Source organism: Roseobacter sp. HKCC-CH-9351, assembly GCF_037830295.1.
In the GTDB taxonomy this organism is placed as follows: Bacteria; Pseudomonadota; Alphaproteobacteria; order Rhodobacterales; family Rhodobacteraceae; genus M30B80.
In genome coordinates this window covers 1,645,568-1,672,218 of record NZ_JBBLYM010000001.1, presented here as the reverse complement: position 1 = coordinate 1,672,218, position 26,651 = coordinate 1,645,568, and the positions used below count along the sequence as shown (strand labels likewise).

The following is a 26,651-nucleotide window of genomic DNA, read 5'->3' as shown; positions in this document are numbered from 1 at the left end:
TTTTACGTTGAATGGTAAAGAAGTGGTTACGGGGATCGCCCTTGGCGGTAATATTAATATGCTCTTGTTTTTAAGCAGAAACTGGTGTTTTTCAGTGTGCCGAAAACAGGCACAACCGCATTAGAGGCCGCAGCCATGCCCTATGCGAGTGCGGCGATTCTTGACCCGCCGGGGATCAAACATGTCTCCGTGTCGCGCCATCAGGCGCAGCTTGCCCCGTTTTTCGAGGCGCGCGGCAAGCAACCGCATAAAATCATGGCCATCATGCCCGAACCCATTGACTGGCTTGGAAGTTGGTATCGCTATAGGCGGTGCGACCAGATCAAAGGAAAACCAAATTCAACCGCTGATGTAAGTTTCGCCGAATTTATTGAGGCATGGTTGCTTGATACCCCCCCCGCCTCACAAATCAGCGCGACCGACCACAGCGGTGACATAGAGGTCGTGAGCCCCGCATAGGTCAGGCCCAAGCCAAGGGTCACAATCCCAAGCACCAAAAGCACTGTCAAAAGAACATGAGAAAACTGACCAAACCGCGGCTTGGTTTGCCCGCTCACTATACTGGCTTGATCTGACAAGCCGCGCCTCCGTGTTCACGGTTTTTCACGCAGCATCGGCCCAAACAATTAACGATTGATTAAGATTTACGCGAAAGGCGCGGCAGCGCGCGAAGATGCCTTATTTTGCCTGTAACACGGCAAAAAAGAACCCGTCCGAGGCATTGCGCGGATCAAATCGGCGTGACTGAAGCAGGTCAAACTGCGGGTGGCGCGCCAAAAGCGCATGCACCGCATCTTCATTTTCCGCACGCAGCAGCGAACAGGTCATGTAAATGATAAGGCCGCGCGGCGCGGCAAGGGCCACCGCCCGATCCAAGATCTGCGCTTGCTCACTCTGCAAATTCGCCAGAGTTTCGGGTGTCATCCGCCACCGCACCATCGGATCACGCCGCCATGTTCCACTGCCAGAACAGGGCACATCCAAGAGAACCACATCAAATGGGACTTCGTGATCCAATTGCGCATCTTCGCGGGTTTGATAGATCATCCCCGCCCGTTCGGCGCGCAAGGCGACATCGCCCATGCGTTTGGGGAATTTATCATGCAATGTCAGATCCGCATCACTGCGCGCGGCAATGGCCAAAGATTTCCCTCCTGCGCCTGCGCAATAATCCAAAATGCGCCCTGTTTGGGGCACTGGGATCTCGGCCATTGCCATCTGCACAGACAGGTCTTGCACCTCGATCAAACCTGCCTGATAGGCGGCTGTGGCGGTAATTTTGCGTGCGCCCGTCTGCACCTCAAGCGCGGTGGCAAGGCGTGGGTCGGCTATCGCGTGCACGCCCGCTTGGGCCAAGTCGGCAATCACATGCTCAGGCGTGGTCTTGCGCGTATTTACCCGCAGATAGACAGGCGCCCGCGTGGACATGGCGGCAAGCAAGCCCTCCAAGTCTGGCCCAAATTCCGCCTTGAGCAGCGCCAGCAGCCAATCTGGCGTATCGCTCAAAATATCGGGGGTTGGGTGTTCCTTCGCCTCATCCGAAGAAAGCGCGCTAGGGCCGTATGGCATCTGCCCAAAGACATCCTCAACCGCCACGCCTTGCAGGCGCAAAAGCCCCAAAATCAGCGCGCGCCCCGTGGCCTGCGGGACGGTGCATCCCGCAAGGGCCGCTGCGCGGCCGCGATTTCGTAGCACATCGTAGACATGGTCGCTAATGGCCGCGCGGTCTTTTGACCCCGCAAAGCGCGCAGACCTGCCCCATGCCCGCAAGGCGGGTTCAGGGGTTTGGCCCGCAAGAATGGCGTCCAAGACCTCAATCGCGGCCTGATATCGCGCAGCAGGCGTCACGCGCGCGCCTCAGCCCACGCGGTAATTGGGGCTCTCGCGGGTGATTTGCACATCATGCACATGGCTTTCTTGCAGGCCCGCATTGGTGATTTTCACGAATTGGCAGTTTTTGCGCATCTCATCCACAGTGGCCGAGCCCGTGTAGCCCATCGCCGCGCGCAAACCGCCCACCAACTGGTGGATAACCGCATTGGCACTGCCTTTATAGGGCACCTGCCCCTCGATGCCTTCGGGCACCAATTTGTCAGAGGCGGCATCTTTTTGAAAATAGCGATCCGCTGAGCCGCGCGCCATGGCGCCAAGACTGCCCATCCCGCGATAGGATTTGAACGAGCGACCTTGATAGAGGATCACCTCACCAGGGGATTCATCTGTGCCCGCAATAGCAGAGCCGACCATCGCGCAAGAGGCGCCTGCGGCAATCGCCTTGGCAAAATCGCCTGAGAATTTAATACCGCCATCGGCAATGATCGGCGTGCCAGAGGCCGCGGCTGCTTCGGCACAATCCATGATGGCGGTTAATTGCGGCACACCAACGCCCGCCACAATCCGCGTGGTGCAAATGGATCCGGGGCCAATGCCCACCTTAACCGCATCTGCGCCCGCATCAATCAAGGCTCGAGTGGCATCGCCTGTGGCGACATTGCCCGCCACGACCTGCACGGCGTTGGACAGTTTCTTAACCCGCTCAACCGCATGGGCCACGCCCTCGGAATGCCCGTGCGCAGTGTCGATCACGATCAGATCACAGCCTGCGTCAATCAACGCCTCCGAACGCTCAAAGCCCGCATCACCCACGGTTGTGGCGGCGGCCACGCGCAAACGGCCTAAATCATCTTTGCAGGCATTGGGGTTCAGCACTGCTTTCTCAGTATCTTTCAGGGTCAAAAGACCCGTTAGCTTGCCCGATTTATCGACAACCAACAGCTTCTCGATACGCCGTGCCTTCATCAGGCTTTTGGCTTCTTCCAAATCTGCAGGTTCGCGCAGCATCGCCAAATTATCAGATGTCATCATCGCGCGCACAGGCGTCTCGTCAGATGTCGCAAAGCGCATATCGCGGTTGGTGACGATCCCCACCACGAGGCCCTTTTCATCCACAACAGGAAAGCCCGTAAAATTATACCGCTCAATCAGGGCCTTGGCATCGGCCAAGGTCTGATCTGGGGTCAATGTGACGGGTGAATAGACAATACCGCTTTCAAACCGTTTGACGCGCCGCACCTCGCGGGCTTGTTCCTCAAGCGTAAGATTGCGGTGGATCACGCCCATACCGCCCGCCTGCGCCATTGCAATTGCCATGCGCGCCTCGGTCACTGTATCCATGGCGGAAGACAAAAGCGGGATGTTCAGCGCAATCGATTTTGTCACCCGCGTGCGCGTATCTGCAGTCGAGGGCAGCACGCTAGACGCGGCAGGCAGCAGCAAAACATCATCAAAGGTAAGAGCCTCACGAATCTCCATCACGCATCTCTCCTTGCGGGAGTTTCAATTGGCACTGCCCTATCTCATGCATAAGCCCTGAGGGAAAGCCCCAATCGGGAAAAAATCTCAGCCGCGAAATCCTGAGGCGACCACAAATTTCTCGGAACTATCCGCGCGGCTCGCGCCTGGTTTCACATTTGCCACCTTGGCAAAGCGCTGTTTGAGGATCTTTTGCAAATCGCCCTCAGCGCCCCCTGCCAACACTTTGGCCACAAATGTGCCGCCCTCTTCCAACACATCAAAGGCGAAATAAGCTGCGGCCTCGCACAAGGCGATGATGCGCAAATGGTCGGTTTGCTTATGCCCTGACGAGGCTGCGGCCATATCGCTCATCACGACATCGGCCTTGCCACCAAGCCAGCCTTTGACCTTTTCATCTGCATCATCTTCCATGAAGTCCAATTGATGCAGCTCTGCGCCTGCGATGGCTTCGACCTCTTGCAGATCAACACCGATGATACGGCCAATGGCCTTGCCTGATTTCTCGCCCAACGCGTTGATCCGAGGCACGGCCACCTGACACCATCCCCCCGGCGCACAGCCCAAATCAACCACCCGCGCGCCTGGCACCAGAAAGCGGAACTTGTCATCTAATTCCATGATCTTAAACGCCGCGCGGCCGCGATAGCCTTCGCGCTTGGCGCGCTGCACATAGGGGTCGTTCAACTGCCGCTCCAACCAACGAGTTGAGCTGAGTTTCCGCCCGCGCGCGGTTTTGACCTTCACACGCAAATCCCGCGCGCCGCGCCCGCTGCCGCTTTTTCCTGTGGGGGTTTTGGTCATCTCAGGTTCCAACTCGCTTCTTTCCCCCGCTTACTGCGCAGACCGCATTAGCGCAAGGGACTGCGCCTTTTGCGCGAATTTCCAAAACCTGCCGCACAGGTCATGGACAAGCCCGCCAAGCCACGCCAATTTAGCCGCAATGACGCAGCGCAAGGATCAACACCACATGGCACGCAAAATCATCATTGATACGGATCCAGGCCAAGATGATGCCGTGGCCATTCTGTTGGCTTTGGCCTGCCCTGAGGCGCTTGATGTGTTGGGCGTTGTGGCCGTTGCAGGCAATGTCCCCCTGCCCTTGACCGAACGCAATGCCCGCATTGTGACGGGTCTGTCTGGGCGCACTGATGTGCCCGTCTTCGCGGGCGAGGCTGCCCCGCTTGCCCGCCCCCTTGTGACCGCCGAGCATGTGCATGGGCAAACAGGTCTAGATGGCCCGCCTTTGCCCGAACCCCATCTGCCGCTTGACCCTGAATATGGGGTGGATTTCATCATTCGCAGCCTGCGCGCCCATCCCAACCAAGTGACGCTTTGCCCGCTTGGCCCCCTGACCAATATCGCACGAGCCTTTCAAAAGGCCCCCGATGTGGTCCCACTGGTGCAAGAGATCGTGCTGATGGGCGGCGCTTATTTTGAGGTCGGAAACATCACCCCTGCCGCAGAATTTAACATTTACGTAGACCCAGAGGCCGCCGAGATTGTGTTTCAATCAGGCGCGCCGATCACGATGATGCCGCTCGATGTCACGCATCAGGCCCTGACAACCGCGCCCCGCGTTGCGGGCTTTGAGGCAATGGGAAATCACGCAGGCGCGATGGTTGCCGCATGGACAGGGTTCTTTGAACGCTTCGACAAAGAAAAATACGGCGCTGCTGGGGCGCCTTTGCATGATCCTTGCGTGATTGCCTATCTGCTAGATCCTGACCTCTTTTCTGGCCGCACCATCAATGTCGAGATTGAAACCCAATCCGAGCTGACACTGGGCATGACAGTCGCGGATTATTGGGGTGTTACAGATCGCAAGGCCAATGCGCTGTTTATCCGCGACATGGATGCAGATGGGTTTTATGCGCTGCTGCATGACAGGATCGCAAGACTGCCATGACAGGCCAAGACAAACCCCCTCCTAGCATCGGCTTTGACAACAGCTATGCCCGCCTGCCCGATCGCTTTTTTGCGCGGGTTACCCCGACCCTTGCGCCAGATCCAAAGCTTTTGGCGCTTAATCACCCGCTTGCAGACCGCTTGGGGCTTGCTGATACGCTCCGCGCTATGAGCGATGACGAACTGGCCCAGATTTTCGCAGGCAACAAGATGCTTGCAGGGGCAGACCCGATTGCACAGGCCTATGCGGGGCATCAATTCGGAGGATGGGTGCCGCAATTAGGGGATGGGCGTGCAATCCTCTTGGGCGAGGTGGTAACGGATCAGGGGCGCTTTGACATCCAACTCAAAGGCGCAGGGCGCACACCCTTTTCGCGCATGGGCGATGGGCGCGCATGGCTTGGGCCCGTCTTGCGCGAATATGTCTTGAGCGAGGCGATGGCGGCCTTTGGGATACCCACCACCCGCGCTTTGGCCGCTGTCACCACCGGCGAGGATATCTTGCGCGAAGATATCCGCCCCGGCGCGGTTCTCGCCCGCGTTGCCCAAAGCCATATCCGCGTGGGCACATTCCAATATTTTGCAGCGCGGGATGATCGCGAGGCCCTGCGCGCTTTGGTGGATCACGCAATTGCGCGCCACTATCCGCAGGCCCAAAGCCTTGATGAGCTTTTGATCGGGATGCGCGATGCGCAAGCGCGCCTTATTGCGCAATGGATGGGGGTGGGGTTCATCCATGGCGTGATGAACACCGACAATATGACAATATCGGGCGAAACCATTGACTATGGCCCTGCCGCCTTCATGGATCGTTATGATCCTGAGCAGGTGTTTTCATCCATCGACAAGTTTGGGCGCTATGCTTATGCCAATCAGCCCAATATCGTGGTCTGGAACATCGCCCAATTCGCCACCTCGCTTTTACCCATCTTCGATGGCCCGCGTGAGGATGCAATAGACCGTTTCACCCAGATCGTGCAGGGATTTGCGGATCGCTTTGACGCGGAATGGCATGCTGTTTTGGGGCGCAAACTGGGGCTTGGCCCTGATCATCCGCAGGCAGGCACAATGGGGCTTCAGTTTCTCGAGCATCTCGCACGGCTGGGGGGGGATTTCACCCGCGCCTTTCGGGCACTGACCGAAGGGGGCCTATCGGGCCTTGAGGCTGAACTGTGCGCAACAGGGGATCAAGCCCTGCGCGACTGGGGCATGATGTGGGACGGTGAAACCACCCCAGAGACACGCGCAGAAATGGGTCAGGCTAACCCTGTGCGCATCCCGCGCAATCATCAGGTTGAGGCAATGACCGCAGCCGCGCTATCGGGTGATCTGTCAAAATTTCAGGCCCTAAGCCATGCCTTGGCTGCGCCCTATACGCCCGATCCCAGCCTTTCCGCCTATGAGGCCGCGCCTACCGCGGCAGAACGGGTGACACAGACCTTCTGCGGCACCTAGCGGCGATTGATCAAGATCAGCCCCGCACAAACCAAAGCAAGCGCAAGCAAAAGCTCAAGCCCAATCGCCTCGCCCAAAAAGAGCCACCCCATCGCCACCCCAAAAATCGGCGATAAAAAGCTAAAGGACGCAATGGAGGAGGCAGGGTAAATCGAGATGAACCAAAACCAGACCAGAAAGGCGGCAAAGGCAATCACCACAATCTGAAAGCCTAGCCCCGCCCAATGGATCAGCTCAGGGTCACGCAAGAACGGGCCAAAAAACAGCGCCGCCGCGATCAATATCGGGCCAGAGACTAAAAGCTGCCAAAATAACTGCATTTCAATCCGCAGTGTGCGCAACGGCGTGATCCGTGCCGACACCGCAATCGCAGCCCAACACATTGCCCCTGCAATCGCATAAATATCGCCCAAAACCCCGCCTGCGCCGCTCGCCCGCCCGTCATGTGGCCATGCCAAAGCGCACACCACCCCGCCAAACGCAAGCGCCAACCCGATGCCTTTTTGGGCTGTGATCCGCTCATCCGGGATCAGAAAATGCGCGGCCAGTGTCAGCCAAATCGGCATGGTGTAAAACAAAACCGAGGCGCGCGCGACCGTGGTGTAATCAAGGGCAAGGAACAGAAACATAAACTGTCCCGCAAAGAGCAGCGCCACCCAAAGGCCAGAGAGGGGCGCACGGGCGAAATCAAGCGGGATCCCGCGAAAGCGCATCCACAGCAGCAGCAAGAATGCGGCCCCCACAGATCGGATGCCTGCAAAAAACACGGGCTGAATCCCCTCATTCGTGACCCTGACCACGACCTGATTAAAAGCCAGAAAAACCGCAAACAGGATCATGCCCACAGTGCCAAATTGATCCATCTGCGCTTTGCGCTGTGGTTGATGCTCCATAACCCTGCCTATGTGTTTTGATATGCCATGACCCAAGCGGTCTTTTCGGGCGATGTCAAATCCCTTACAAAAGAAAAGGCAGAGGTGGAAAAAGGGCAAAATTGGTGACTGAGACGATCGAGATGAGATGTAATGCGCAAGGGCTGCGCATGACGGAACAGCGCCGCGTCATTGCGCAGGTTCTAGACGCATCCGCCGATCACCCCGATGTCGAAGAACTTTACTCTCGGGCATCCGCCGTTGATCCACGGATTTCCTTGGCCACAGTCTATCGCACCGTTAAATTATTTGAAGAAGCGGGCATCCTAGAAAAGGTGGAATTCGGCGATGGCCGCGCACGCTATGAGGATGCAGAGCGCGAACATCACGATCATCTCATTGATGTGACAACAGGCGATGTCATCGAATTCATCGACCCCGAGATCGAAGCCCTGCAAGAAAAAATCGCGGCTAAGTTGGGCTATAGGCTTCAGGGGCATAAGCTTGAGCTTTACGGCGTGCCGATTACAGCGCCTGAGAAAAAATAGTCAGACCCACCACAGGGCTAGCATCGCGCCACGGCACAGGCTAAGCCACGCGCAAGGCTAGTTTGCACGGAAGCGACCCCCAGAATGGAAAATATACGCGGCATCGCCTTGATGACGGCAGCGATGTTTGGCTTTGCGATTGAGGATGCGCTGGTCAAAACCCTCAGCGTGACCATGCCTGTCGGACAAATTTTGATCCTTTTGGGCTTAGGGGGCGCGCTGATCTTTGGCGGGATCGCTTGGGCGCAAGGCACCAAATTGATCACCCGTGACTTGCTTGACCCGCTGATGCTGACCCGCAATTTGGGCGAGATGTTTGGCACGATGGCCTTTGTCTCTGCCCTTGCGCTTTCGCCCATGTCTCTTGTCGCGGCCATTATTCAGGCCATGCCCTTGATGGTGACGATGGGCGCGGCCCTGTTTTTAGGTGCGCCTGTTGGGTGGCGGCGGTGGAGTGCGATTATCATTGGTTTCATCGGGGTTCTCATCATCATCCGCCCCGGCACAGCCGAATTTGATATCGGCGCGGTTTTAGCCCTTTTGGGGGTCACGGGCCTGACGGCACGCGATTTGGCAACCCGTGTGATGCCCGCAAAATACAGCTCGATGAAGCTGTCTTGTTACGGTTTTTTTGCGGTCGTGCCCGCAGGCCTGTTACTCTGGGCCTTTTCAGGCGGGGCTTTTGCCCCGCAAAGCCCCGAGGTGATCCGACTTGCTGCCGCCTTGCTTGCAGGGGTGATGGGCTATTACGCGCTGACCCTCTCCATGCGTATGGGGGATATCTCAGTCATTACACCGTTTCGCTACTCGCGGCTCTTATTCGCCCTGATCTTGGGCGCGATTGTTTTTGGCGAGCGGCCCGATGCCTATATGCTGACAGGGTCGGCCATCGTGATCTCGGCGGGGCTTTACACGTTGATCCGCGAAGCGCGGCTTGCGCGTGCCGCACAACAGGCGCAATCGACCCTTTCTTCTGATCCCACATCGCGCTAAAGCATCGCGCAAATCTTTTTTCTTTCTTCACAGACAGGCCAAGCCATGACCACCATCATTGATATTCACGCCCGCGAAATTCTCGACAGCCGTGGCAACCCCACCGTTGAGGTGGATGTAATCCTCGAAGATGGCACCTTGGGCCGCGCGGCTGTGCCTTCGGGTGCATCCACAGGCGCCTATGAGGCGGTTGAGATGCGCGATGGCGATAAAGCGCGCTATATGGGCAAAGGTGTTCAAAAGGCGGTCGCGGGCGTCAATGGCGAATTGGCCGACACGTTGGTTGGGTTTGACGCCACTGAACAGGCCGCAATTGATGCGGTGATGATCGAAATGGACGGCACCGAGAATAAGGGCCGTCTGGGCGCGAACGCGATTTTGGGCGTCTCGATGGCCGTTGCCAGAGCCGCCGCCGAGGCCACAGGCCAGCCGCTTTATCGCTATATCGGCGGTACTCAGGCGCGCGTTCTGCCTGTGCCGATGATGAATATCATCAATGGCGGTGAGCACGCAGATAACCCAATCGATATTCAAGAATTTATGGTCATGCCTGTTGCAGCCCCCACATTGTCTGAGGCTGTGCGGTGGGGGTCGGAAATTTTCCACACCCTGAAAAAAGAACTATCCGCCGCGGGTCTGGCAACGGGTGTTGGCGATGAGGGCGGCTTTGCCCCTGCGCTTTCCTCAAGCCGCGCGGCGCTTGATTTCATCATGCAGTCGATTGAAAAAGCAGGCTTCAAGCCCGGCTCTGATGTGATGTTGGCGCTTGATTGCGCGGCGACCGAATATTTCAAAGACGGCAAATATGAGCTGACAGGCGAAGGCCTCAGCCTGACCCCTTCGGAAAATGTGGCCTATCTCAAGGCGCTTTGCGCTGATTACCCAATCTTGTCCATCGAGGATGGCATGTCCGAAGATGATTGGGCAGGTTGGAAAGAATTGACCGATGCGATTGGCGACAAGGTGCAATTGGTGGGCGATGATCTCTTTGTTACCAACCCTGCCCGTTTGGCCGAAGGTATCGAAAAAGGCTGCGCCAATGCGTTGCTAGTGAAAGTGAACCAGATCGGCACACTGACCGAAACCTTGGACGCGGTCGAACTGGCGCATCGCAACCGCATGGCCTGCGTGATGAGCCACCGCTCGGGCGAGACCGAGGATTCCACGATTGCCGATCTAGCCGTGGCCACCAATTGCGGCCAGATTAAAACAGGCAGCCTCGCGCGGTCAGATCGTTTGGCGAAATACAACCAATTGATCCGTATCGAGGAAAAATTGGGCGATGTCGCGCGCTATGCGGGCACATCCATCCTGCGCTAAGGCATGAAGACAGCCGCCGAGATTATCGCCCATCTGGGCCTGATGCCCCATCCCGAAGGGGGGCATTATAGCCAGACATGGGTGGGCGGCGGCGTGGCCGACCGCCCTGCGGGGTCTTGCATCTATTTCCTTTTGGCCGCAGGCGAGGTCAGCCATTGGCACCATGTCGATGCGACCGAGATTTGGCATTACCACGCGGGCGCGGAATTGATCCTGTCGCTCAGCGCCACCGATCAGGGGCCTGCGCGCGATCATATTCTAGGGCCAGACCTGACCCGCGCAGCGCCGCAGATCATCGTGCCAGAGGGGCATTGGCAATCGGCGCGCAGCACGGGGGCTTACACGCTGGTGTCCTGCACTGTCAGCCCTGCCTTTTCTTTTGACGGCTTTACCCTTGCCCCTGCGGGGTTTGATATCCCGCGCGCGGCTGGCTAGGGGCGGCTGATTTGCCCGCCCTCTATGGCCGCCGCCACGCCCGTGGTTGCAGGTGCAGAGGTGGGCAGCCCTGCCTGCACCCGCGCCGCAAGATAGGAAAAGGCCTGCGCCTCGAGGAAATCCCCATCAAAGCCCGCCACCTCAACCGCCACGACTTCAACGCCCGTTAACGCGGCGAGGCGCGCCATCAGATGGCCATTCTTACGCCCGCCACCACAGACCAAAATCTGGGCAACAGGCTTGGGCAGATGTGCGAGGCCTTCGGCCACGGCGCGCGCGCTGACCTCAGCCAAACTGGCCAGACCATCGGGCAAGGGCATCGTTTGCGCCTCGGTCAGAACCTGCGCAAACGTATCGCGATCAAGGGATTTTGGGGACATTTTCAAGAAATATCCCTGCGCCAAAACGCGTGCAACAAAGGCCTCGTTCACGCGGCCCGATGCGGCCAAGGCGCCGTCATTGTCATAGCCCTGCCCTGTCCGTGACATCAGATCATCCATCGGCGCATTGGCAGGCCCCGTGTCAAAGGCCAAAAGCGCCCCCTCCTGTTCTGGGCGGTCATGGCTTGGATCAACATAGGTGATATTCGCCACACCCCCCAAATTGAGAAAGGCCAAGGGCGCCGTGGCGCCCCTATGTTTGGCAAGGGCAAAATGATAAAACGGGGCCAAAGGCGCGCCCTGCCCCCCCATCCGCATGTCATTGCTGCGGAAATCCCAAATCACGGGGCAGTCAAAGGCCTGCGCCAAAACCGTGCCATCGCCCAATTGATGCGTGCGTCCCTGATCAGGATCATGGGCCAAGGTTTGTCCATGAAACCCTATGAGATCAAAGGGGGTGTTCAACGCCTGCAACGCCTCGATATGGGCGCGGTGAATAACCTCTTGGGCCTCTGCAAGGCCCGCATCATCGGGCCACTTGCCAAGGCAGCCCCGCAGCACGGCACGCTCCTGCGCGCTATAGGCGCGGAAGGCCGTTTGACCAAAATCAAGCACATGCACCCCATCGGTATCCAAAATGGCGGCATCCACCCCATCTAGCGATGTGCCAGACATCAATCCCGCCACGCGTAGCCTTGGGTTGGCTTGACCCTTTCCCTTCATCCCCGCCCCCGTTATAGATCACCGCGCAGAGCATAAAACCGCTGCGCCTCGCTTGCCAAGAATGGATCACACCGCAATGACCTACCAGCCCAAATCCGACTTCCTTCAGATCATCCGTGCGCGCGGTTTTCTTGCGGATTGCACGGATCTGCAAGAGCTAGACGAAAAGCTGCGCGCGGGCGTGACCCCTGCCTATATCGGATATGATGCAACAGCAAAATCCCTGCATGTGGGTCATTTGCTGAACATTATGTTGCTGCGTTGGTATCAAAAAACGGGGCATAAGCCGATCACATTGATGGGCGGCGGCACCACAAAGGTTGGTGATCCCTCCTTCCGATCTGATGAACGCCCGCTTTTGGATGCGGCGGCGATTGATAACAATATCGCGGGCATGAGCCGCGTTTTCGCACGTTATCTCAGCTATGATGACAGCGCGACAGGCGCGTTGATGCTGAACAATGCCGAATGGCTGGACGGGCTGAATTATCTGGAATTTTTGCGCGATATTGGGCGGCATTTTTCGGTCAATCGCATGCTGTCGTTTGAATCGGTCAAGTCGCGTCTGGATCGCGAACAAAGCCTGAGCTTCCTTGAATTCAATTACATGATCCTTCAGGCCTATGACTTTCTTGAATTGAACCGCCGTTATGGCTGTGCGCTGCAGATGGGTGGGTCGGATCAATGGGGCAATATCATCAACGGCATCGACCTGACCCGCCGCGTTTTGGATCACGAGATTTTTGGCCTAACCACGCCACTTCTGACCACATCAGATGGCAAGAAGATGGGCAAATCCCAAGGTGGCGCGATCTGGCTGGATGGCGAGATGCTGTCGCCTTACGAATTCTGGCAATTCTGGCGCAACACAACCGATGCGGATGTGGGGCGATTCCTGAAACTTTACACCGAATTGCCGCTTGAAGAATGCGAGCGGCTTGGCGCGCTTGCAGGTTCCGAAATCAACGAAGCTAAAATCGTTCTTGCCAATGAGGTGACGGGTCTGTTGCACGGGCGCGATGCCGCCGCCGCCGCAGAGGCCACCGCGCGCGAGGTGTTTGAAAAAGGGGGTATGGGCGATGACCTGCCCCGTCTGACGCTCAGGGCCGATGATATTGGCGAGGGCGTGTCGATAGTGCAGCTGATCACGCGCTCAGGCTTGGCAGGGTCGGGCAAAGAGGCCAAGCGCCTGATCGCAGAAGGCGGCGCACGGATGAATGACGCGGCCATCACCGATGCAGGCCTGATGATCACAGCCAGTGATCTGGCCACGCCCTTGAAACTGAGCGCAGGGAAAAAGCGCCACGCTTTGGTGGAATTGGGCTGATCCGTTAATCTTGGATTTACCTTGATCGGGAAGGCTTGCGGCTATGTTGCACAGCCTGCCCGATCTTGAGGATGCCCTGCCCGTTGCCACAGCGGGCTTTACCCAATCTGCGGGGTTTGAGCAGGCATTGCGCGCGCTCGGGCAGTCAGTTGCGCGCATTGACGGGCAGCTTTTCATATCGCGCCGGTTTCCAATCCTAGGCCCCGTTGGCTATTGTGCAAAACCTGCTCATATTCCTGCCTCCATTCTTTCAAGCGCATCCCCACAGGGCATGGCACAGTTGCTCATCAACGCGGCCACCCCTGCGCAAGGGGCGGCCTTGGCCCGTGCGGGGTTTCTGCGCCTTGCCAAACCGCGCCACAGCTTGAGCGTGCCGCTGACACAAAACACCGCCAAGATGCTCGCGCGCCTGCATCCCAAATGGCGGGCCGCGCGCAAAACCGCGTTGCAGCGTGGCGCTGTGGCCCGCATTCGGCCCATTTATACGCCGCGCGATGGGTGGCTTTTGGCCGCCGAAGCGGCACAGCGCAAAAGAAACCACTATGACGGGATCGCGCTGGCCCTTTTGGCCGAAATTGGCCGCAGCAAGATCCAAAAACTGCTTTATATCTGCGAGGGGGTGTCGCGGCAGGCAGCGTTGGTTTTCTCACTTTCAGGGCATGAAGCGGCCTATCACATTAATTGGCGCAGCGCCGATTGCCCCTATGGCAGCCACCAGATGCTGCTCTTCGCGGCCATGGAATACGCCGCCAAGCGGGCGCAGGATTTTGATCTGGGGCTGAGTGAGGCGGATAGCCCCGGGCTTGCGCGGTTCAAACGGGGAACGGGGGCAATACTTTTGCCGCTTGGGGGCACATGGGTGCTCAGCCGCGCTTTGGCCCCCTTGCACCGCTTAGCGCGCCAGACGCAACAGCCGCGCGCGGGCGGGCGGAACGGCGGCAATCTCTAGCCCTGTGAACACATGCAGCGTGTTCAAATCTTGATCAATCACAGCATGATCGCTGACCCACCCCCCCAACATCAAATAACTGCGCAAAAGCGGCGGCAGCGTTGCCATTGCCCGTTTCAGATCGGGTTTGAGCCGCAGCTTTGCCGCGAATGGAAACACATGGGACGACTTGATCTGAGGCCGCCATCGGGCGGGCGCAATATGGCGATCACGCAACAGCGCAAAGGCATCATGATAGGGCAGCGCATCCGTACCGCGAAAAGACGAGCAACCAAAGAGCAGCTTGACCCCGATCTCATCCACATAGGCGGTCAATGCCCCCCATGCGAGACGCAAGATGTCCGGGTCATGCAACTCTGGCGCAAGGCAAAAACGCCCCATCTCAACCATTGGCCCGTCAAAATCGGACAGGGGCGATAAATCGTAAAACTGCGCCGAATAACTGGTGTGTAAGGCTGCCCCATCGGGCAGGCACATCAGGCGAAAACAGGCGACCAATTTCCCCGCTTCCTGCGTTTCAATGAGGATATGGTCACAAAGCGCATCATAGGGATCCGCATCTAGACCCGCCCCATCTGCCCCACCGCGAAAAGCGCGGTGCCGCAGGGTTTGCGCGGCGGTCACATCGGCGGCGGTTTGGGCCATGCGCAGCCGATATTTTCCCGCCACCTTCTCGCGCATGATGCACCTATGTTACGCAGACAAAGGATTAATTGTTGGCGTCGACCAACTCACCCACATTGATGCGGCCAAAATTACCCATAACCTGACGGAAAATCGACACTTCACGGATCGAGCTTTCCGTAACGCGGCGCGAAATACCGACAATCTGACCATCTGCAAGCGTGTAGGTTTCCACATTCGACACGGTGCCGTTATCGGCAAAGGACACGGCCACGATATCGCGGCTCACAATTTCGGGCGCCCACCATGCATAGCTGCGCACACTATATTGCGAATAGAACCATGTGGTTTCGCCAATGACGCCCTCACCAGCAGGGCGGCCAAGGGTTTGCTCGAGGCTGTCGCGGGTATCCTGACCGATGGTGATGGCATCCAATTCTTCTTGCGGCGGGATAAAGCCATGGTCACGGAAACTTTCGGTGCAGCCAGACAAAGCCAATCCAAAGGCCACTGCAATCACCGCTGCACGCACCCGCTTGCGCCCCATGCGTGCCTGCGTGCTGATCCGAAGTTCTGCCATACCCATCTTCCTCAACCTAGCGCCAGCTTCCCTTCTGCGCTTAGGCGCAAACATTCAGGCATGGCGTCTATCTTCATTTGGGCTTAACTTACAGCGACCAACAGAGCAAGCATTGCAATCGCGCGACCCTCATTTTCGAGGGGAAATTGATCAGAAACTTGAGGGGAGATCATGTCAAACGCCAGCCCACGCCCTGATCTTTTGGCATTGGCCGAACTGCGCCGCGCAGGCGGCAAAACATTTGCCTTGACCCCCGATGCGGATGCGTTGCGCGAGATTGCAGATGATCTAGAGCTGCGTGCGCTGCGCAAACTGCGCTTTACAGGCAAAATTATGCCCGAAGGCAAAAGCGATTGGCGCCTTGAGGGGCAACTGGGCGCAACAGTGACACAGGCCTGCAGCGTCAGTTTGGCGGATGTGGTGACGCGGATCGATACCGACGTGTTGCGCCGCTATATCGCAGATTTCACGGCGCCCGAGGCCGAAGAGGCCGAGATGCCCGAAGACGACAGCATCGAGCCATTGCCAGCAAAAATTGACCTATATGCCGTGATGACCGAAGCCTTGGCATTGGCCCTGCCCGATTATCCGCGCGCACCAGATGCCGCAGCCGAGGATGACGCCGCCGATTTGGTGCATATTTACAGCGCAAGCCCCCCCAATGCGGGCCCAGTAGAGGCGGAGGTTGAGCCCTCCCAAACCGCAAACCCACTTTCTGCTTTGCAAGAATTACGGGATAAATTGGTGCAATCCCCCGCAGACAGTGGCGATGCGGGCGCAAGCAAAAACACAGGCAGCCCCGCCAAAAACAGAGATTAATAACCGCAAACAAACGCAAACGCGCGGAATTTACCCAAAGGTCTATTAGGGCTTGCATAGGTGCAGAATCTTTGTATGTTCCCGCCCTCATTCGCCAATTGGATTTTATCCCAATTTTGCGCGCGTTTTTCGGGCAAATCTCCCCATGAACGGCGCATCACAGGTTGCCCTTTGGTGAAAAAAATGTGACAGAGATTTGAAACGTGACGATGGGCTGCCCCTGTTTGGTCAATCTTGACCGCGAAGCCCCTAACAAAACCGAGGTTGAGACATGGCTGTCCCCCAGAACCGAGTGACCCGCTCGCGCCGCAACCAACGCCGTTCGCATGACGCGTTGACCGCTGGCAATCCAAATGAATGCCCAAGCTGTGGTGAGCTGAAACGCCCCCACCACGTCTGCCCGTCTTGCGGCAGCTACAATGACCGCGAGGTTATTGCCCAAACAGACGAGATTGATCTCGATGATGACGCGGCCTAAGGGCCGCGCGTTTTTCCGAGGCAAGCGGATTTAAAAGTCATGACAGAGACATCCGTTCTGACTGGGCGTCAAGTTCCTGGAACGGTGCTATCGATTGATGCAATGGGGGGCGATCTTGGCCCCTTTGTTGTTGTTTCTGGCATGGCCAAAGCTGCCCGCAAGAACCCTGATCTGCGGTTCATCGTGCATGGCGATGGCAAAACCCTGAACAAGCTGATTGCCAAACGCGGTGACCTGAAGGGGCGCTGCGACATTCGCCATTGTGACGATGTGGTCACGATGGATGCCAAACCCTCGCAGGTGGTGCGCCACTCCAAAGGCAGCTCGATGTGGAGCGCGGTTCAGGCCGTGGAAAACGGCGAGGCGCGGGCGGCTGTGTCTTGTGGCAATACGGGCGCGCTGATGGCGCTGTCGATGTTGCGGTTGCGCAAAATCCCAGGGGTGAACCGTCCCGCGATTGGTGTTTTGTGGCCTTCGCGCAACCCATCTGGCTTTAACGTCATGTTGGATGTAGGCGCTGATATCCGGGCCGATGCCCAAGATTTGTTGCATTACGCCCTGATGGGTAGCGCCTATGCGCGCAGCGGCTTAGACCAATCCCGCCCGCGTGTCGGAATCCTGAATGTAGGCACCGAGGAACATAAGGGCCGCACCGAATTACACGATGCCTATGACCTTGTCGCCCGCGCCGCACCTGCGGCAGATTTTGAATTCGTGGGCTTTGTCGAGGGGGGCGATATCCCCTCTGATAAGGTCGATGTGATCGTCTGTGACGGGTTCACAGGCAATGCCGCGCTCAAAACGGGCGAAGGCACCGCGCGTCTTATCCGCGAATTTCTGCGCGAGGCATTTGAATATTCAATATTGTCGCGCTTGGTTGCGGTGATGGCCTATAGCTCGCTCAAGAGGTTGCAAAAACGTATGGACCCCCGCCGCGTAAATGGCGGTGTGTTCTTGGGCCTGAATGGCACAGTGGTCAAAAGCCACGGTTCGGCAGATGGAACAGGGGTTGCAGCCGCAATCAAATTGGCGGCACGATTGGCCGCAGCGGATTTTGCAGATCAGTTGACCAAACGGATCGCCGAGGCGGAAACCGCAGCAGATCAGATCGTCCATGGGGAAGGGAAACAGGCATGACACTTCGCGCGGTCGCAACTGGAATTGGCCATTACCTGCCTGAGCGGGTTGTGCCCAATTCGGAGTTCGAAGCGCAAATCGACACTTCGGATGAGTGGATTCGCGCCCGCACAGGGATTGAACGGCGTCATTTCGCCGCCGAGGGCGAGACGACCAGCCAAATGGCAATCAAGGCCTGTGAGGCTGCCTTGGCGGATGCGGGCTTGTCTGCGGCCGATGTTAATGGCGTCATCGTTGCCACCTCAACCCCAGATCTCACCTTTCCCTCTACCGCCACGATGGTGCAGCATGGGCTTGGGATGACTCAGGGCTTTGCTTTTGATGTGCAGGCCGTCTGCGCGGGGTTTATCTATGCGCTGTCTACCGCCAATGCCTATATCCTCTCTGGTCAGGCCAAGCGGATTTTGGTGATTGGTGCGGAAACCTTTAGCCGCATTTTAGATTGGGAAGATCGCGGAACTTGCGTTTTGTTTGGGGATGGCGCAGGCGCCGTTCTGTTATGCGCCGAAGAAAGCGCGGGCGCGGCCACAGATCGGGGCGTTTTGGCCGTTGATCTGCATTCAGATGGTCAATTTCGTGATCTGCTTTATGTCGATGGCGGTGTCTCGCAGACACAAACCACTGGCCATCTGCGGATGGAAGGGCGCGAAGTGTTCCGCCATGCGGTCGAAAAACTGGCCGAAACCGCCCATGCTGCGCTCGCGCGTTCGGGCAATGCGGCCCAAGATGTCGACTGGATCGTGCCGCATCAGGCCAATTTGCGCATTATCACCCGAACCGCCCAAAAAATGGGGGTCGATATGGATAGGGTGATTGTGACCGTGCAAGATCACGGCAACACGTCAGCCGCATCTATCCCCTTGGCATTGTCGGTCGGCGTCGCGCGCGGCCAGATCAAAAAAGGTGACCTTTTGGTTACCGAAGCGATTGGCGGTGGCTTGGCTTGGGGTGCGGTGGTTTTGCGCTGGTAAGGCGCTAAAATCTTGCCCTTACGTCACGGCGATTGACTCGCGCCGCAGCATTGCTCATGCTGTGGCGGTGCTAAAACAACCCTTATACCGCTGCGCCAATGTCGGGAGGACATGAGCAATGAGCAATAAGACCCTGACGCGGATGAATTTATCCGAAGCCCTATTTCGTGAAGTGGGTTTGTCGCGCAATGAAAGCAGCGACCTTGTTGAGCGTGTAATTGAGTTGATGTCAGACGCATTGGTCGATGGGGGACAGGTCAAAATCTCGTCTTTCGGCACATTTAGCGTGCGCGCCAAATCTGAACGCATTGGTCGCAACCCGAAAACGGGCGAAGAAGTGCCCATTACGCCCCGCCGTGTCCTCAGTTTTCGCCCCTCGCATCTGATGAAAGAGCGGGTCGCAGACGGCAATAAGAAACGCTAAGAGGCGGGCAGGATGGCCAAATCCCCCGATGCCTTTCGTACCATTCGCGAAGTCGCCGATTGGCTTGGTGTCGCGGCCCATGTGTTGCGGTTTTGGGAAAGCAAATTCACCCAGATCAAACCTGTGAAACGCGCAGGCGGGCGGCGTTATTATCGCCCTGCCGATATGCGCCTGATCGGCGGGATCAAGGTGTTGCTGCATGATGAAGGCATGACCATTCGGGGCGTTCAGCGCCTTTTGCGCGAAGACGGGGTTGCGGCAGTCGCTGCGCGCTCGCCTGAGCTTGACCCCGATATGATGGTAGCCGAGGCGCAACCTGCCCCAAGCACTGCAGAGGTGGCGCGTGAAGCGGCCAATGAAAATACGCCAAGCCCCACGCCGCACCCTGCCCCCGCTCAGTCTGTGATGCAAGGAACCCCTCTGCCCCTCGCTGATGGGCTGGCCGCGCTAAAGGCGCGCAAGACTGTGCTGAAATCATTGCCAGAGGCGCAATCCGCCCCAATCCTTGCGCGGCTGCGCAAGCTACAGGCGGGGCTCATGGCTGCGGCGCATGGGTAAAGCCTGCGCTTTGTCGAAATTCCTGCGCCCTAGCCCTTGCGCCACGCCATAAAATCGGTAGAAGAACCCCATTCGGGCTATAGCGCAGCCTGGTAGCGCGTCCGTCTGGGGGACGGAAGGTCGCAGGTTCAAGTCCTGCTAGCCCGACCAGATTTTTGAAAACCGCTCTTGCCCTTTGCGGCGGGGCGGTTTTTTCTTGGGTAAAGGTCAAGGGAGGGTTCGCAATGGCGACAGATCAGACACGGGGCGTGCTGCCAGATCATCGGATTGAGACGATGATCGCAGAAGGTCAGATCACGCTCACTGCCCCACCTGCGGAAACCCAAGTGCAACCCGCCAGTCTTGACCTGCGCCTTGGCCCCGTGGCCTATCGGGTGCGCGCCTCGTTTCTTGCAGGCCAGGGTGCGCGTGTCGCAGATCGGCTGGCCGAATTTGAGATGCATAAAATCGACATCAGCGCAGGCGCCGTATTGGAGAAGGGCTGCGTTTATGTTGTGCCCCTGATGGAGGGCTTAAACCTGCCCCAAGATATCAGCGCCGTTGCAAATGCCAAAAGCTCAACCGGGCGTCTTGACCTTTTGACGCGCACGATCACCGATAGCGGCACAGAATTTGACCGCATCGCACATGGCTATAACGGGCCGCTTTATGCCGAAATTTGCCCGCGCAGTTTCTCGGTTCTGGTGCGGGCAGGCGCGCGACTTAATCAAATCCGCTTTCGCCAAGGGCAAGCGGTTCTCAGCGATGATGAATTGCGCGCACGCCACGCAGAAAGCCCGCTTGTCTCAGGCGAGACAGCTGTGATTGACGAAGGATTGGGGTTCTCGGTTGACCTCAAGCGCGAGAATAGCACCCTTGTCGGCTATCGCGCTAAACCTCATACGGGCGTGATTGATCTCGATCGTATCGGCGCCTATGACGCGCGCGATTTTTGGGAAGAAATCCATACGGATCAAGGCCGTATCATCCTTGATCCCGGTGCGTTTTATATTCTGGTGAGCCGCGAGGAAGTCTCAATCCCGCCCGATTGCGCAGCGGAAATGTCGCCCTATCTGGCGATGGTTGGAGAATTCCGCGTTCATTATGCAGGCTTCTTTGATCCAGGTTTTGGCCACGGCCAACCCGCGCGCGGGGTTCTTGAGGTGCGCTGCCACGAAGCCCCCTTTGTGCTCGAACATGGGCAGGTGGTTGGCCGCTTGGTTTATGAACGGATGGAAAGCCTCCCCAGCACGCTCTATGGCCGTGAGATTGCCTCAAACTATCAGGGCCAAGGGCTAAAACTGTCCAAGCATTTCAAATAGGCGTCAGACAGAGCGCCCTGCGTAATGCACAGGGTGAGCTGCCAAACCTTCGACCTGTTTAGGGCTTAATTGCCCAAAGGGCAAAACCCATGTGTGGATCGAAAACACCATCGCCCCTGTAAGGGGCAGACGCAGAATAACCTGACGCTCTGAGCGCAAAAATTCTGGTCGCCGTTCAGGGGTTTTGCGTGGCTGTGCCTCTGAGGCAGGCTGAAACAGGGCGGGGTTTTGATAAAAAAGCGCATTCTGCCGCCACAGCGGGTGATCGGCCCGCACCATATCAAACAGGCGCTGCACGCGCTTGGCCATAACATCATCGTATTTTTCAACGGGAATATGGATCGCGCTCAAAGGGCGCCCAATCTTTTCAGCCAATGTCCAACTGGCGGGAAAACACAAAACCGCCGCACTGAGCAGATGCTCGCCCTGCAGGGCATCATGGGTGAGGATGCACAAATCTTCCTGAACAAGACGGGCAGCGGTGATCAACGGGTGATCGGCATCAAGATCAATCGCCACCCCATCTGGCCGGAGGGTCACGCGGCCTTGATGCAGAAAGCCATCAGGCAGATGCGCGACCACCAGATCGCGCAATTCGGCACAGGCGGCTTCTACGCCTGTTTGGCATTCAAACACCCGCGCACGATGCGCCGACAACAGATGATCGCGCAAGGCCATTTGTTCGGCATATCGCTCGTCACGGATCAGCCAATCCGACATCGGCACAGGTTGCACCCCTGGCAGGCGGCGGGTCGCCTCGGCCATCCAAGGCGCGCTTGGCAGATGGTCGTGCAGAATAGGGTCGGATAAGATCCTGTCTGAGATCATTTCACCTCGGCCAATCCCAACGGCAACATGGAGGTGGATTTAATCTCCTCCATCGAAAGCAATGCGGTGACGTTGTAGATTTTCACCTCTGAAATCAAGGCCTGATAAAAGGCGTCATAGGCGCGTGCATTACGCACCCGAACCTTTAAAATATAGTCAATCTCCCCCGCGAGGCGATGCGCCTCTAACACTTCGGGGCGAGATTTGAGGCTGCGCAAAAACGCCTTTTGCCATTCGGCATCATGTTCCGATGTGCGGATCAAAACGAAAAAACACGCCTCAAGCCCTAAGGCATCGGCATCCAATTCCACAGTATGCCGCCCGATAATTCCCGCCTCTTTCATGCGGCGAATCCGCGTCCAAACAGGCGTCTTGGACGAACCAACACGGCGCGCGATTTCATCCAAAGACAGGCTTGCATCCTCTTGCAGCACTGCAAGGATTTTTCGATCGATCTCGTCTATTTGAACAGCCATTCGCAAAGCCTTTCATCCACAGAACAGCGAGGGGTTATGCGGCATCAATACAGAACATATTTCCCTATCTGCAAGGGGTATCTGCCAATTTTCAGGAAATTGTTCTATACAATGCCCAGTGAACGCGGAGTTTTGACCATGCAGCATTTTCCGATCTTCCTTAATCTCGCGGGACGGCGTGTGATCGTGTCGGGCGGCGGCGAATGCGCCTTGGCCAAGCTGCGCTTGCTGCTCAAAACCCAAGCCCGCATTTGGGTTTTTGCAGCTGACCCTGCCCCTGCGGTTTTGGATTTAGCCGCCACAGGCAAGATCAACTTGATCAAGCGTGCGCTTGCGGCGGGGGATGCGTTTTGTGCCGCGCTCTTTTACGCCGCAAATGATGATGATGCCGAAGATGTACGCGTCATTCGATTGGCCCGCGCGGATGGGGCATTGGTGAATTGGGTCGACAATCTCGAGGCATCCGAATTCATTACCCCCGCTATCGTTGATCGTGACCCCGTGACCATTGCCATCGGCACCGAGGGCGCGGCGCCCGTTTTAGCGCGGCGGATCAAGCGTGACTTGGAGGAGAGGTTAAGCCCTGCCCTTGGGATTTTTGCCCGTGTGGCGAAGTCATTTCGTCCTCAGGTCGAAGCCTTGCCCGAAGGGGCCGCGCGGCGCGGGTTTTGGGCACGCTATTATGATCAACTCGCGCCACGGATCTTTGCGGCCGAGGGTGAAGCAGGTCTTGAGGGTGCACTTGAAACCCTGCTAACGGAAAGCCTGAGCGCCACCCCCCCAATGGGCGAAGTGCTTTTGGTCGGTGCAGGCCCCGGCGACCCCGAACTTCTAACACTCAAGGCGCGCAAAGCCCTTGATGAGGCCGAGGTGGTGATCCACGACCGCCTGATCTCGCCCCAAATCCTAGAGCTTGCACGGCGCGAGGCGGTGCTGATTGATGCAGGAAAAACGGGTTTTGGCCCTGCGATGAAGCAAGAAGATATTTCTGCCGTTATGGTGGAACATGCGCGCGCCGGCGCAAAGGTGGTGCGCCTTAAGGCGGGCGATCCGTGCGTCTATGGCCGCTTGGATGATGAGATTGATGCGCTTTCTGATGCTGATATCCCATGGTCGATCATTCCAGGTATCACGGCGGCAAGCGCCGCCTCCGCGCAAATCGGGCAAAGCCTGACGAAAAGGGGGCGCAATTCCGCGCTGCGATTTCTCACGGGCCATGATGTGGCAGGGTTTGCCGAACATGATTGGCGCGGCCTTGCGCGCAGTGGCGAGGTGGCGGCGATTTATATGGGCAAGCGCGGTGCGCGTTTTATCCAAGGGCGGCTTTTGATGCATGGCGCACGCCCCGACACACCCGTCACTGTGGTCGAACATGCAAGCCGCGCCGACACCCATGTCATCGATACCGATCTTGCACATCTTGCCCACGCCATTGAGGCGCAATGCAAAGGTGCGCCTGCGGTGATCCTATATGGGCTTGCGCCGCGCGCCGCGCGCACGGCCGTCAACACTCTAAAAGCGGAGATTGCTTTATGAGCCGTGATTATTCCAAATTCCTGACTGCGAATGACCTGCGCCTTGGCGATGTCGTCTATTGGGCGGCCGACCAAAGATGGGCGCGGGACATCACGGATGCGGTGGTCTTTTCTGACAGCGCCACGGCCGAGGCCGCGCTTGCCGCAGCCTTCGCGCAAAGCGATCTGGTGGTTGGCCCCTATTTGGTCGATGCCATTACAACCGAAACAGGGCCCGCGCCTGCGCATTTTCGCGAGGCATTTCGGATGCGCGGCCCCTCAAACTATCCCCATGGCAAACAAGAACAAGCGCAAAGGTAAGGCAGATGTATCGCTACACTGAATTTGACCAAAATTTCCTGCGCGCCCGCAACACGCAATTCCGCGCGCAAGTGGCCCGCCGCCTTTCTGGCGAATTGACCGAGGATGAGTTTAAACCTCTGCGCTTGATGAACGGGCTATATCTGCAGCTTCACGCCTATATGCTGCGCGTAGCAATCCCCTATGGCACGCTCAATTCAGCACAGATGCGCGCCTTGGCGCGGGTCGCACGGCAATGGGACAAGGGCTATGGCCATTTCACCACGCGCCAAAACATCCAATTCAATTGGCCAAAATTAGAGGATGTGCCCGATATTCTGGACGCTTTGGCCGAAGTTGGCCTTCACGCCATCCAAACTTCGGGGAACACCGTGCGCAATGTCACCGCAGACCATTTTGCAGGGGCCGCTGCAGATGAGATTGCAGACCCTCGCCCCGTGGCGGAATTAATCCGCCAATGGTCAACCGATCATCCCGAATTTCAATTCCTACCGCGCAAGTTCAAAATTGCCGTAACAGGCAGCCCCAATGACCGTGCCGTCACCGCCGCCCATGATATCGGTCTGCGCATTGTCGCGCGCGAAGGCGAGATTGGCTATCAGGTCTTGGTCGGGGGCGGCTTAGGCCGCACGCCTATGATCGGCAAGGTTTTGGCAGAGTTTATGCCCGAGGCTGATCTTCTGCCCTATATCGAGGCAATTGTGGCGGTTTATAACCTGATCGGGCGGCGAGATAATAAATATAAGGCCCGCATCAAGATCACCCTACACGAGACAGGCTTGGACGAAATCAAACGCCTTGTCGAAGAGGAATTCATCCCGCGCCGCGCGGCATTCAAAGGGGTTGATCAACGCCTTTTGGCAGAAATTCGGGGCCATTTTGTACCCCCTGAGTTTATCAAAGGCGACAACGGCGCCCCAACCCTAAGCCCCGCTTTGCGCGCCTTTATCGACAGCAACGTAACGGCACACCGCCATCCAGATTACGCCATTGTGACGGTTTCGATGAAATCCCATGGCGCGACACCCGGTGATGCCACCGCCGCGCAAATGGAGGTCTTGGCCGATCTTGCCGAAACCTACGGGCATGACGAGCTGCGCATCAGCCACGAGCAAAACGTGATCCTGCCCCATATTCCCCGCGCAGCCCTTCCTGATCTCTATCAGCGGCTGAAGGCTGTGGGTTTGGCCACGGCCAATATCGGGAAGATCTCGGATATTATCGCCTGCCCTGGCATGGATTACTGCGCCTTGGCCACGGCGCGCTCTATTCCTATTGCGCAGGAAATCGCCAGGCATTTTCGTGATATCGGGCTAGAGGAGGAAATTGGCGCGCTGAAAATAAAAATCTCAGGCTGCATCAATGCCTGCGGGCATCACCATGTGGGCCATATCGGGATTTTGGGCTTGGATCGTGCAGGGGTCGAAAATTATCAAATCACCCTTGGGGGTGATCACACCGAGGCCGCCGCAATCGGCGAGCGCGCAGGCCCCGGTTTTTCTGCTGATGCGCTGATCCCTGCGCTTGAGCGTCTATTGCGCGCCTATTTGACCTTGCGCGATAGGGTGGATGAGCCCTTCATCACAACCTATCGCCGTGTCGGGCTAGACCCTTTCAAGGCCGCGCTTTATCCGCAGGAGGGCGCGCAAGATGTTGCAGCCTAGCCCCTTTGGCACAGTTGCTGAACGGGTGGCTGTGCTGAACCGCCGTTATGACAAACATGGTGCCACAGCCGTGCTTGAGCATGCGTTGCGGGACGCAGATTGCGGGCGCGTGGCCTTGGTGTCCTCCTTTGGGGCGGAGTCTGTGGTGTTGTTGCACATGGTGTCAGTGATTGATCGCACGACACCCGTTTTGTTCATCGACACCGAAATGCTCTTTCCCGAAACCTTAACCTATCAAAACGACTTGGCAGATCATCTGGGCCTTGAGGATGTGCGCCGCATTCACGCCAGCCGCACGATGATTGCGGCCAGCGACCCGCAGGGCGATTTGCATAAAACCAACTCCGATGCCTGCTGCGCCAAGCGCAAGACTGAACCGCTTGAACACGCTTTGGCCCCGTTTGACGCTTGGATCACGGGGCGCAAACGCTTTCAGGCGCAAAGCCGCGCGGCGTTGGACTTCTTCGAGAATGAGGCCGAGATAAGGATCAAAATCAACCCGCTGGCCCATTGGGCGCGCGAGGATGTGCAGGACTATATCACCAATAACCGCCTGCCCCGTCATCCGCTTGTGGCGCGGGGCTATCCGTCTATTGGCTGCGCCCCCTGCACGAGCCCCGTTGCCGCAGGCGAAGACCCGCGCTCGGGCCGTTGGCGCGGGCAGGACAAAGAGGAATGCGGCATCCATTTCGTGGATGGCAAAATCATCCGCCGCAATGTGGCGTGAAAGGATA

Annotated in this window: 29 protein-coding genes and 1 tRNA gene; 21 read left to right on the top strand and 9 right to left on the bottom strand. The window is 57.6% G+C overall.

The features are described from left to right. The first annotated feature begins 84 nt into the window (after positions 1 to 84). A complete protein-coding gene (locus AAC632_RS08405; RefSeq protein WP_340296933.1) occupies positions 85 to 459 on the top strand; it encodes a hypothetical protein in 375 nt (124 codons plus the stop codon). Positions 460 to 678: 219 nt separating this feature from the next. Here AAC632_RS08405 and AAC632_RS08400 read toward each other — a convergent pair whose 3' ends face one another. From AAC632_RS08400 to AAC632_RS08390, 3 genes are all read right to left on the bottom strand, one after another. Beyond that, entirely contained in the window at positions 679 to 1,848 is a 1,170-nt protein-coding gene (locus AAC632_RS08400) for an RsmB/NOP family class I SAM-dependent RNA methyltransferase (RefSeq protein WP_340296935.1), read from the bottom strand. Between the two features lie 9 nt (positions 1,849 to 1,857). After that, positions 1,858 to 3,312, bottom strand: a complete 1,455-nt coding sequence (gene guaB / locus AAC632_RS08395) for an IMP dehydrogenase (RefSeq protein WP_317655777.1) — start codon at positions 3,310 to 3,312, stop codon at positions 1,858 to 1,860. Positions 3,313 to 3,399: 87 nt separating this feature from the next. After that, the gene (locus AAC632_RS08390; RefSeq protein ID WP_317654418.1) at positions 3,400 to 4,116 is read right to left on the bottom strand and encodes an RlmE family RNA methyltransferase; all 717 of its coding nucleotides are present in this window, start codon (positions 4,114 to 4,116) and stop codon (positions 3,400 to 3,402) included. 166 nt (positions 4,117 to 4,282) lie between these two features. Here AAC632_RS08390 and AAC632_RS08385 point away from each other — a divergent pair, with 166 nt between their 5' ends. Both AAC632_RS08385 and AAC632_RS08380 read left to right on the top strand, forming a co-directional pair. After that, the gene (locus tag AAC632_RS08385; RefSeq protein ID WP_340296936.1) at positions 4,283 to 5,221 is read left to right on the top strand and encodes a nucleoside hydrolase; all 939 of its coding nucleotides are present in this window, start codon (positions 4,283 to 4,285) and stop codon (positions 5,219 to 5,221) included. Next, positions 5,218 to 6,675, top strand: a complete 1,458-nt coding sequence (locus AAC632_RS08380) for a protein adenylyltransferase SelO (RefSeq protein WP_340296938.1) — start codon at positions 5,218 to 5,220, stop codon at positions 6,673 to 6,675. The genes AAC632_RS08385 and AAC632_RS08380 overlap by 4 nt, the downstream gene beginning before the upstream one ends. Here AAC632_RS08380 and AAC632_RS08375 read toward each other — a convergent pair. Next, on the bottom strand, positions 6,672 to 7,568 hold the full coding sequence (locus tag AAC632_RS08375; RefSeq protein WP_340296940.1) for a DMT family transporter: 897 nt from the start codon (positions 7,566 to 7,568) through the stop codon (positions 6,672 to 6,674). The genes AAC632_RS08380 and AAC632_RS08375 overlap by 4 nt on opposite strands. Before the next feature lie 149 nt (positions 7,569 to 7,717). Here AAC632_RS08375 and AAC632_RS08370 point away from each other — a divergent pair, with 149 nt between their 5' ends. From AAC632_RS08370 to AAC632_RS08355, 4 genes are all read left to right on the top strand, one after another. Next, on the top strand, positions 7,718 to 8,095 hold the full coding sequence (locus tag AAC632_RS08370) for a Fur family transcriptional regulator (RefSeq protein ID WP_445322542.1): 378 nt from the start codon (positions 7,718 to 7,720) through the stop codon (positions 8,093 to 8,095). A gap of 84 nt (positions 8,096 to 8,179) precedes the next feature. Continuing rightward, the gene (locus AAC632_RS08365) at positions 8,180 to 9,088 is read left to right on the top strand and encodes a DMT family transporter (RefSeq protein WP_340296942.1); all 909 of its coding nucleotides are present in this window, start codon (positions 8,180 to 8,182) and stop codon (positions 9,086 to 9,088) included. Between the two features lie 45 nt (positions 9,089 to 9,133). Next, the gene (eno, locus tag AAC632_RS08360) at positions 9,134 to 10,408 is read left to right on the top strand and encodes a phosphopyruvate hydratase (RefSeq protein WP_340296944.1); all 1,275 of its coding nucleotides are present in this window, start codon (positions 9,134 to 9,136) and stop codon (positions 10,406 to 10,408) included. Between the two features lie 3 nt (positions 10,409 to 10,411). After that, on the top strand, positions 10,412 to 10,843 hold the full coding sequence (locus AAC632_RS08355) for a cupin domain-containing protein (protein ID WP_340296946.1): 432 nt from the start codon (positions 10,412 to 10,414) through the stop codon (positions 10,841 to 10,843). Here AAC632_RS08355 and AAC632_RS08350 read toward each other — a convergent pair. Next, positions 10,840 to 11,946 carry an anhydro-N-acetylmuramic acid kinase gene (locus AAC632_RS08350; RefSeq protein ID WP_340296948.1) on the bottom strand — a complete coding sequence of 369 codons (1,107 nt, stop codon included), beginning with the start codon at positions 11,944 to 11,946 and terminating at the stop codon, positions 10,840 to 10,842. The two genes, AAC632_RS08355 and AAC632_RS08350, sit on opposite strands and share 4 nt — an antisense overlap. A 76-nt stretch (positions 11,947 to 12,022) precedes the next feature. Here AAC632_RS08350 and tyrS point away from each other — a divergent pair, with 76 nt between their 5' ends. Both tyrS and AAC632_RS08340 read left to right on the top strand, forming a co-directional pair. After that, the gene (gene tyrS / locus AAC632_RS08345) at positions 12,023 to 13,273 is read left to right on the top strand and encodes a tyrosine--tRNA ligase (RefSeq protein ID WP_340296950.1); all 1,251 of its coding nucleotides are present in this window, start codon (positions 12,023 to 12,025) and stop codon (positions 13,271 to 13,273) included. Positions 13,274 to 13,316: 43 nt separating this feature from the next. Further along, a complete protein-coding gene (locus tag AAC632_RS08340) occupies positions 13,317 to 14,222 on the top strand; it encodes a hypothetical protein (RefSeq protein WP_340296951.1) in 906 nt (301 codons plus the stop codon). Here AAC632_RS08340 and AAC632_RS08335 read toward each other — a convergent pair. Together AAC632_RS08335 and AAC632_RS08330 are read right to left on the bottom strand one after the other, a co-directional pair. Beyond that, the gene (locus AAC632_RS08335; protein ID WP_340296953.1) at positions 14,166 to 14,903 is read right to left on the bottom strand and encodes a GNAT family N-acetyltransferase; all 738 of its coding nucleotides are present in this window, start codon (positions 14,901 to 14,903) and stop codon (positions 14,166 to 14,168) included. The genes AAC632_RS08340 and AAC632_RS08335 overlap by 57 nt on opposite strands. Before the next feature lie 28 nt (positions 14,904 to 14,931). Continuing rightward, positions 14,932 to 15,426, bottom strand: a complete 495-nt coding sequence (locus tag AAC632_RS08330) for an outer membrane protein assembly factor BamE (protein WP_340296955.1) — start codon at positions 15,424 to 15,426, stop codon at positions 14,932 to 14,934. A gap of 171 nt (positions 15,427 to 15,597) precedes the next feature. Between AAC632_RS08330 and AAC632_RS08325 the strand changes: the two genes are divergently transcribed. From AAC632_RS08325 to AAC632_RS08290, 8 genes are all read left to right on the top strand, one after another. Next, positions 15,598 to 16,245 carry a YceD family protein gene (locus AAC632_RS08325; protein WP_340296957.1) on the top strand — a complete coding sequence of 216 codons (648 nt, stop codon included), beginning with the start codon at positions 15,598 to 15,600 and terminating at the stop codon, positions 16,243 to 16,245. A gap of 271 nt (positions 16,246 to 16,516) precedes the next feature. Next, entirely contained in the window at positions 16,517 to 16,723 is a 207-nt protein-coding gene (gene rpmF / locus AAC632_RS08320) for a 50S ribosomal protein L32 (RefSeq protein ID WP_340296959.1), read from the top strand. A gap of 39 nt (positions 16,724 to 16,762) precedes the next feature. Continuing rightward, positions 16,763 to 17,860: a phosphate acyltransferase PlsX gene (plsX, locus tag AAC632_RS08315; RefSeq protein WP_340296961.1), complete on the top strand. Its 1,098-nt coding sequence runs from the start codon at positions 16,763 to 16,765 to the stop codon at positions 17,858 to 17,860. After that, complete coding sequence (locus tag AAC632_RS08310) at positions 17,857 to 18,831, top strand: beta-ketoacyl-ACP synthase III (protein WP_340296963.1); 975 nt, start codon at positions 17,857 to 17,859, stop codon at positions 18,829 to 18,831. Before plsX ends, AAC632_RS08310 begins: the two co-directional genes overlap by 4 nt. A gap of 118 nt (positions 18,832 to 18,949) precedes the next feature. After that, entirely contained in the window at positions 18,950 to 19,255 is a 306-nt protein-coding gene (gene ihfA, locus AAC632_RS08305) for an integration host factor subunit alpha (protein ID WP_340296965.1), read from the top strand. Positions 19,256 to 19,267: 12 nt separating this feature from the next. Beyond that, the gene (locus tag AAC632_RS08300) at positions 19,268 to 19,813 is read left to right on the top strand and encodes a MerR family transcriptional regulator (RefSeq protein WP_340296967.1); all 546 of its coding nucleotides are present in this window, start codon (positions 19,268 to 19,270) and stop codon (positions 19,811 to 19,813) included. A gap of 73 nt (positions 19,814 to 19,886) precedes the next feature. Then, positions 19,887 to 19,963, top strand: a tRNA-Pro gene (locus AAC632_RS08295). Between the two features lie 74 nt (positions 19,964 to 20,037). Then, positions 20,038 to 21,114, top strand: a complete 1,077-nt coding sequence (locus AAC632_RS08290) for a 2'-deoxycytidine 5'-triphosphate deaminase (RefSeq protein ID WP_340296969.1) — start codon at positions 20,038 to 20,040, stop codon at positions 21,112 to 21,114. A gap of 3 nt (positions 21,115 to 21,117) precedes the next feature. Here the strand turns inward: AAC632_RS08290 and AAC632_RS08285 are convergent, their stop codons facing one another. Both AAC632_RS08285 and AAC632_RS08280 read right to left on the bottom strand, forming a co-directional pair. Beyond that, a complete protein-coding gene (locus tag AAC632_RS08285; protein WP_340296971.1) occupies positions 21,118 to 21,942 on the bottom strand; it encodes a heme-dependent oxidative N-demethylase family protein in 825 nt (274 codons plus the stop codon). Beyond that, complete coding sequence (locus AAC632_RS08280) at positions 21,939 to 22,418, bottom strand: Lrp/AsnC family transcriptional regulator (RefSeq protein WP_340296973.1); 480 nt, start codon at positions 22,416 to 22,418, stop codon at positions 21,939 to 21,941. Before AAC632_RS08280 ends, AAC632_RS08285 begins: the two co-directional genes overlap by 4 nt. Before the next feature lie 138 nt (positions 22,419 to 22,556). Here AAC632_RS08280 and cysG point away from each other — a divergent pair, with 138 nt between their 5' ends. Genes cysG through AAC632_RS08260 form a run of 4 tightly spaced genes read left to right on the top strand, consistent with a single transcriptional unit; the run spans position 22,557 to position 26,644 of the window. Then, positions 22,557 to 23,954 (top strand): siroheme synthase CysG, encoded by a 1,398-nt coding sequence (gene cysG / locus AAC632_RS08275; protein WP_340298740.1) that lies wholly within the window; start codon positions 22,557 to 22,559, stop codon positions 23,952 to 23,954. Continuing rightward, positions 23,951 to 24,253 (top strand): DUF2849 domain-containing protein, encoded by a 303-nt coding sequence (locus tag AAC632_RS08270; protein ID WP_340296975.1) that lies wholly within the window; start codon positions 23,951 to 23,953, stop codon positions 24,251 to 24,253. The genes cysG and AAC632_RS08270 overlap by 4 nt, the downstream gene beginning before the upstream one ends. A gap of 5 nt (positions 24,254 to 24,258) precedes the next feature. Continuing rightward, positions 24,259 to 25,917, top strand: a complete 1,659-nt coding sequence (locus AAC632_RS08265; protein WP_340296977.1) for a nitrite/sulfite reductase — start codon at positions 24,259 to 24,261, stop codon at positions 25,915 to 25,917. Continuing rightward, a complete protein-coding gene (locus AAC632_RS08260; protein ID WP_340296979.1) occupies positions 25,904 to 26,644 on the top strand; it encodes a phosphoadenylyl-sulfate reductase in 741 nt (246 codons plus the stop codon). Before AAC632_RS08265 ends, AAC632_RS08260 begins: the two co-directional genes overlap by 14 nt. Positions 26,645 to 26,651 lie beyond the last annotated feature (7 nt).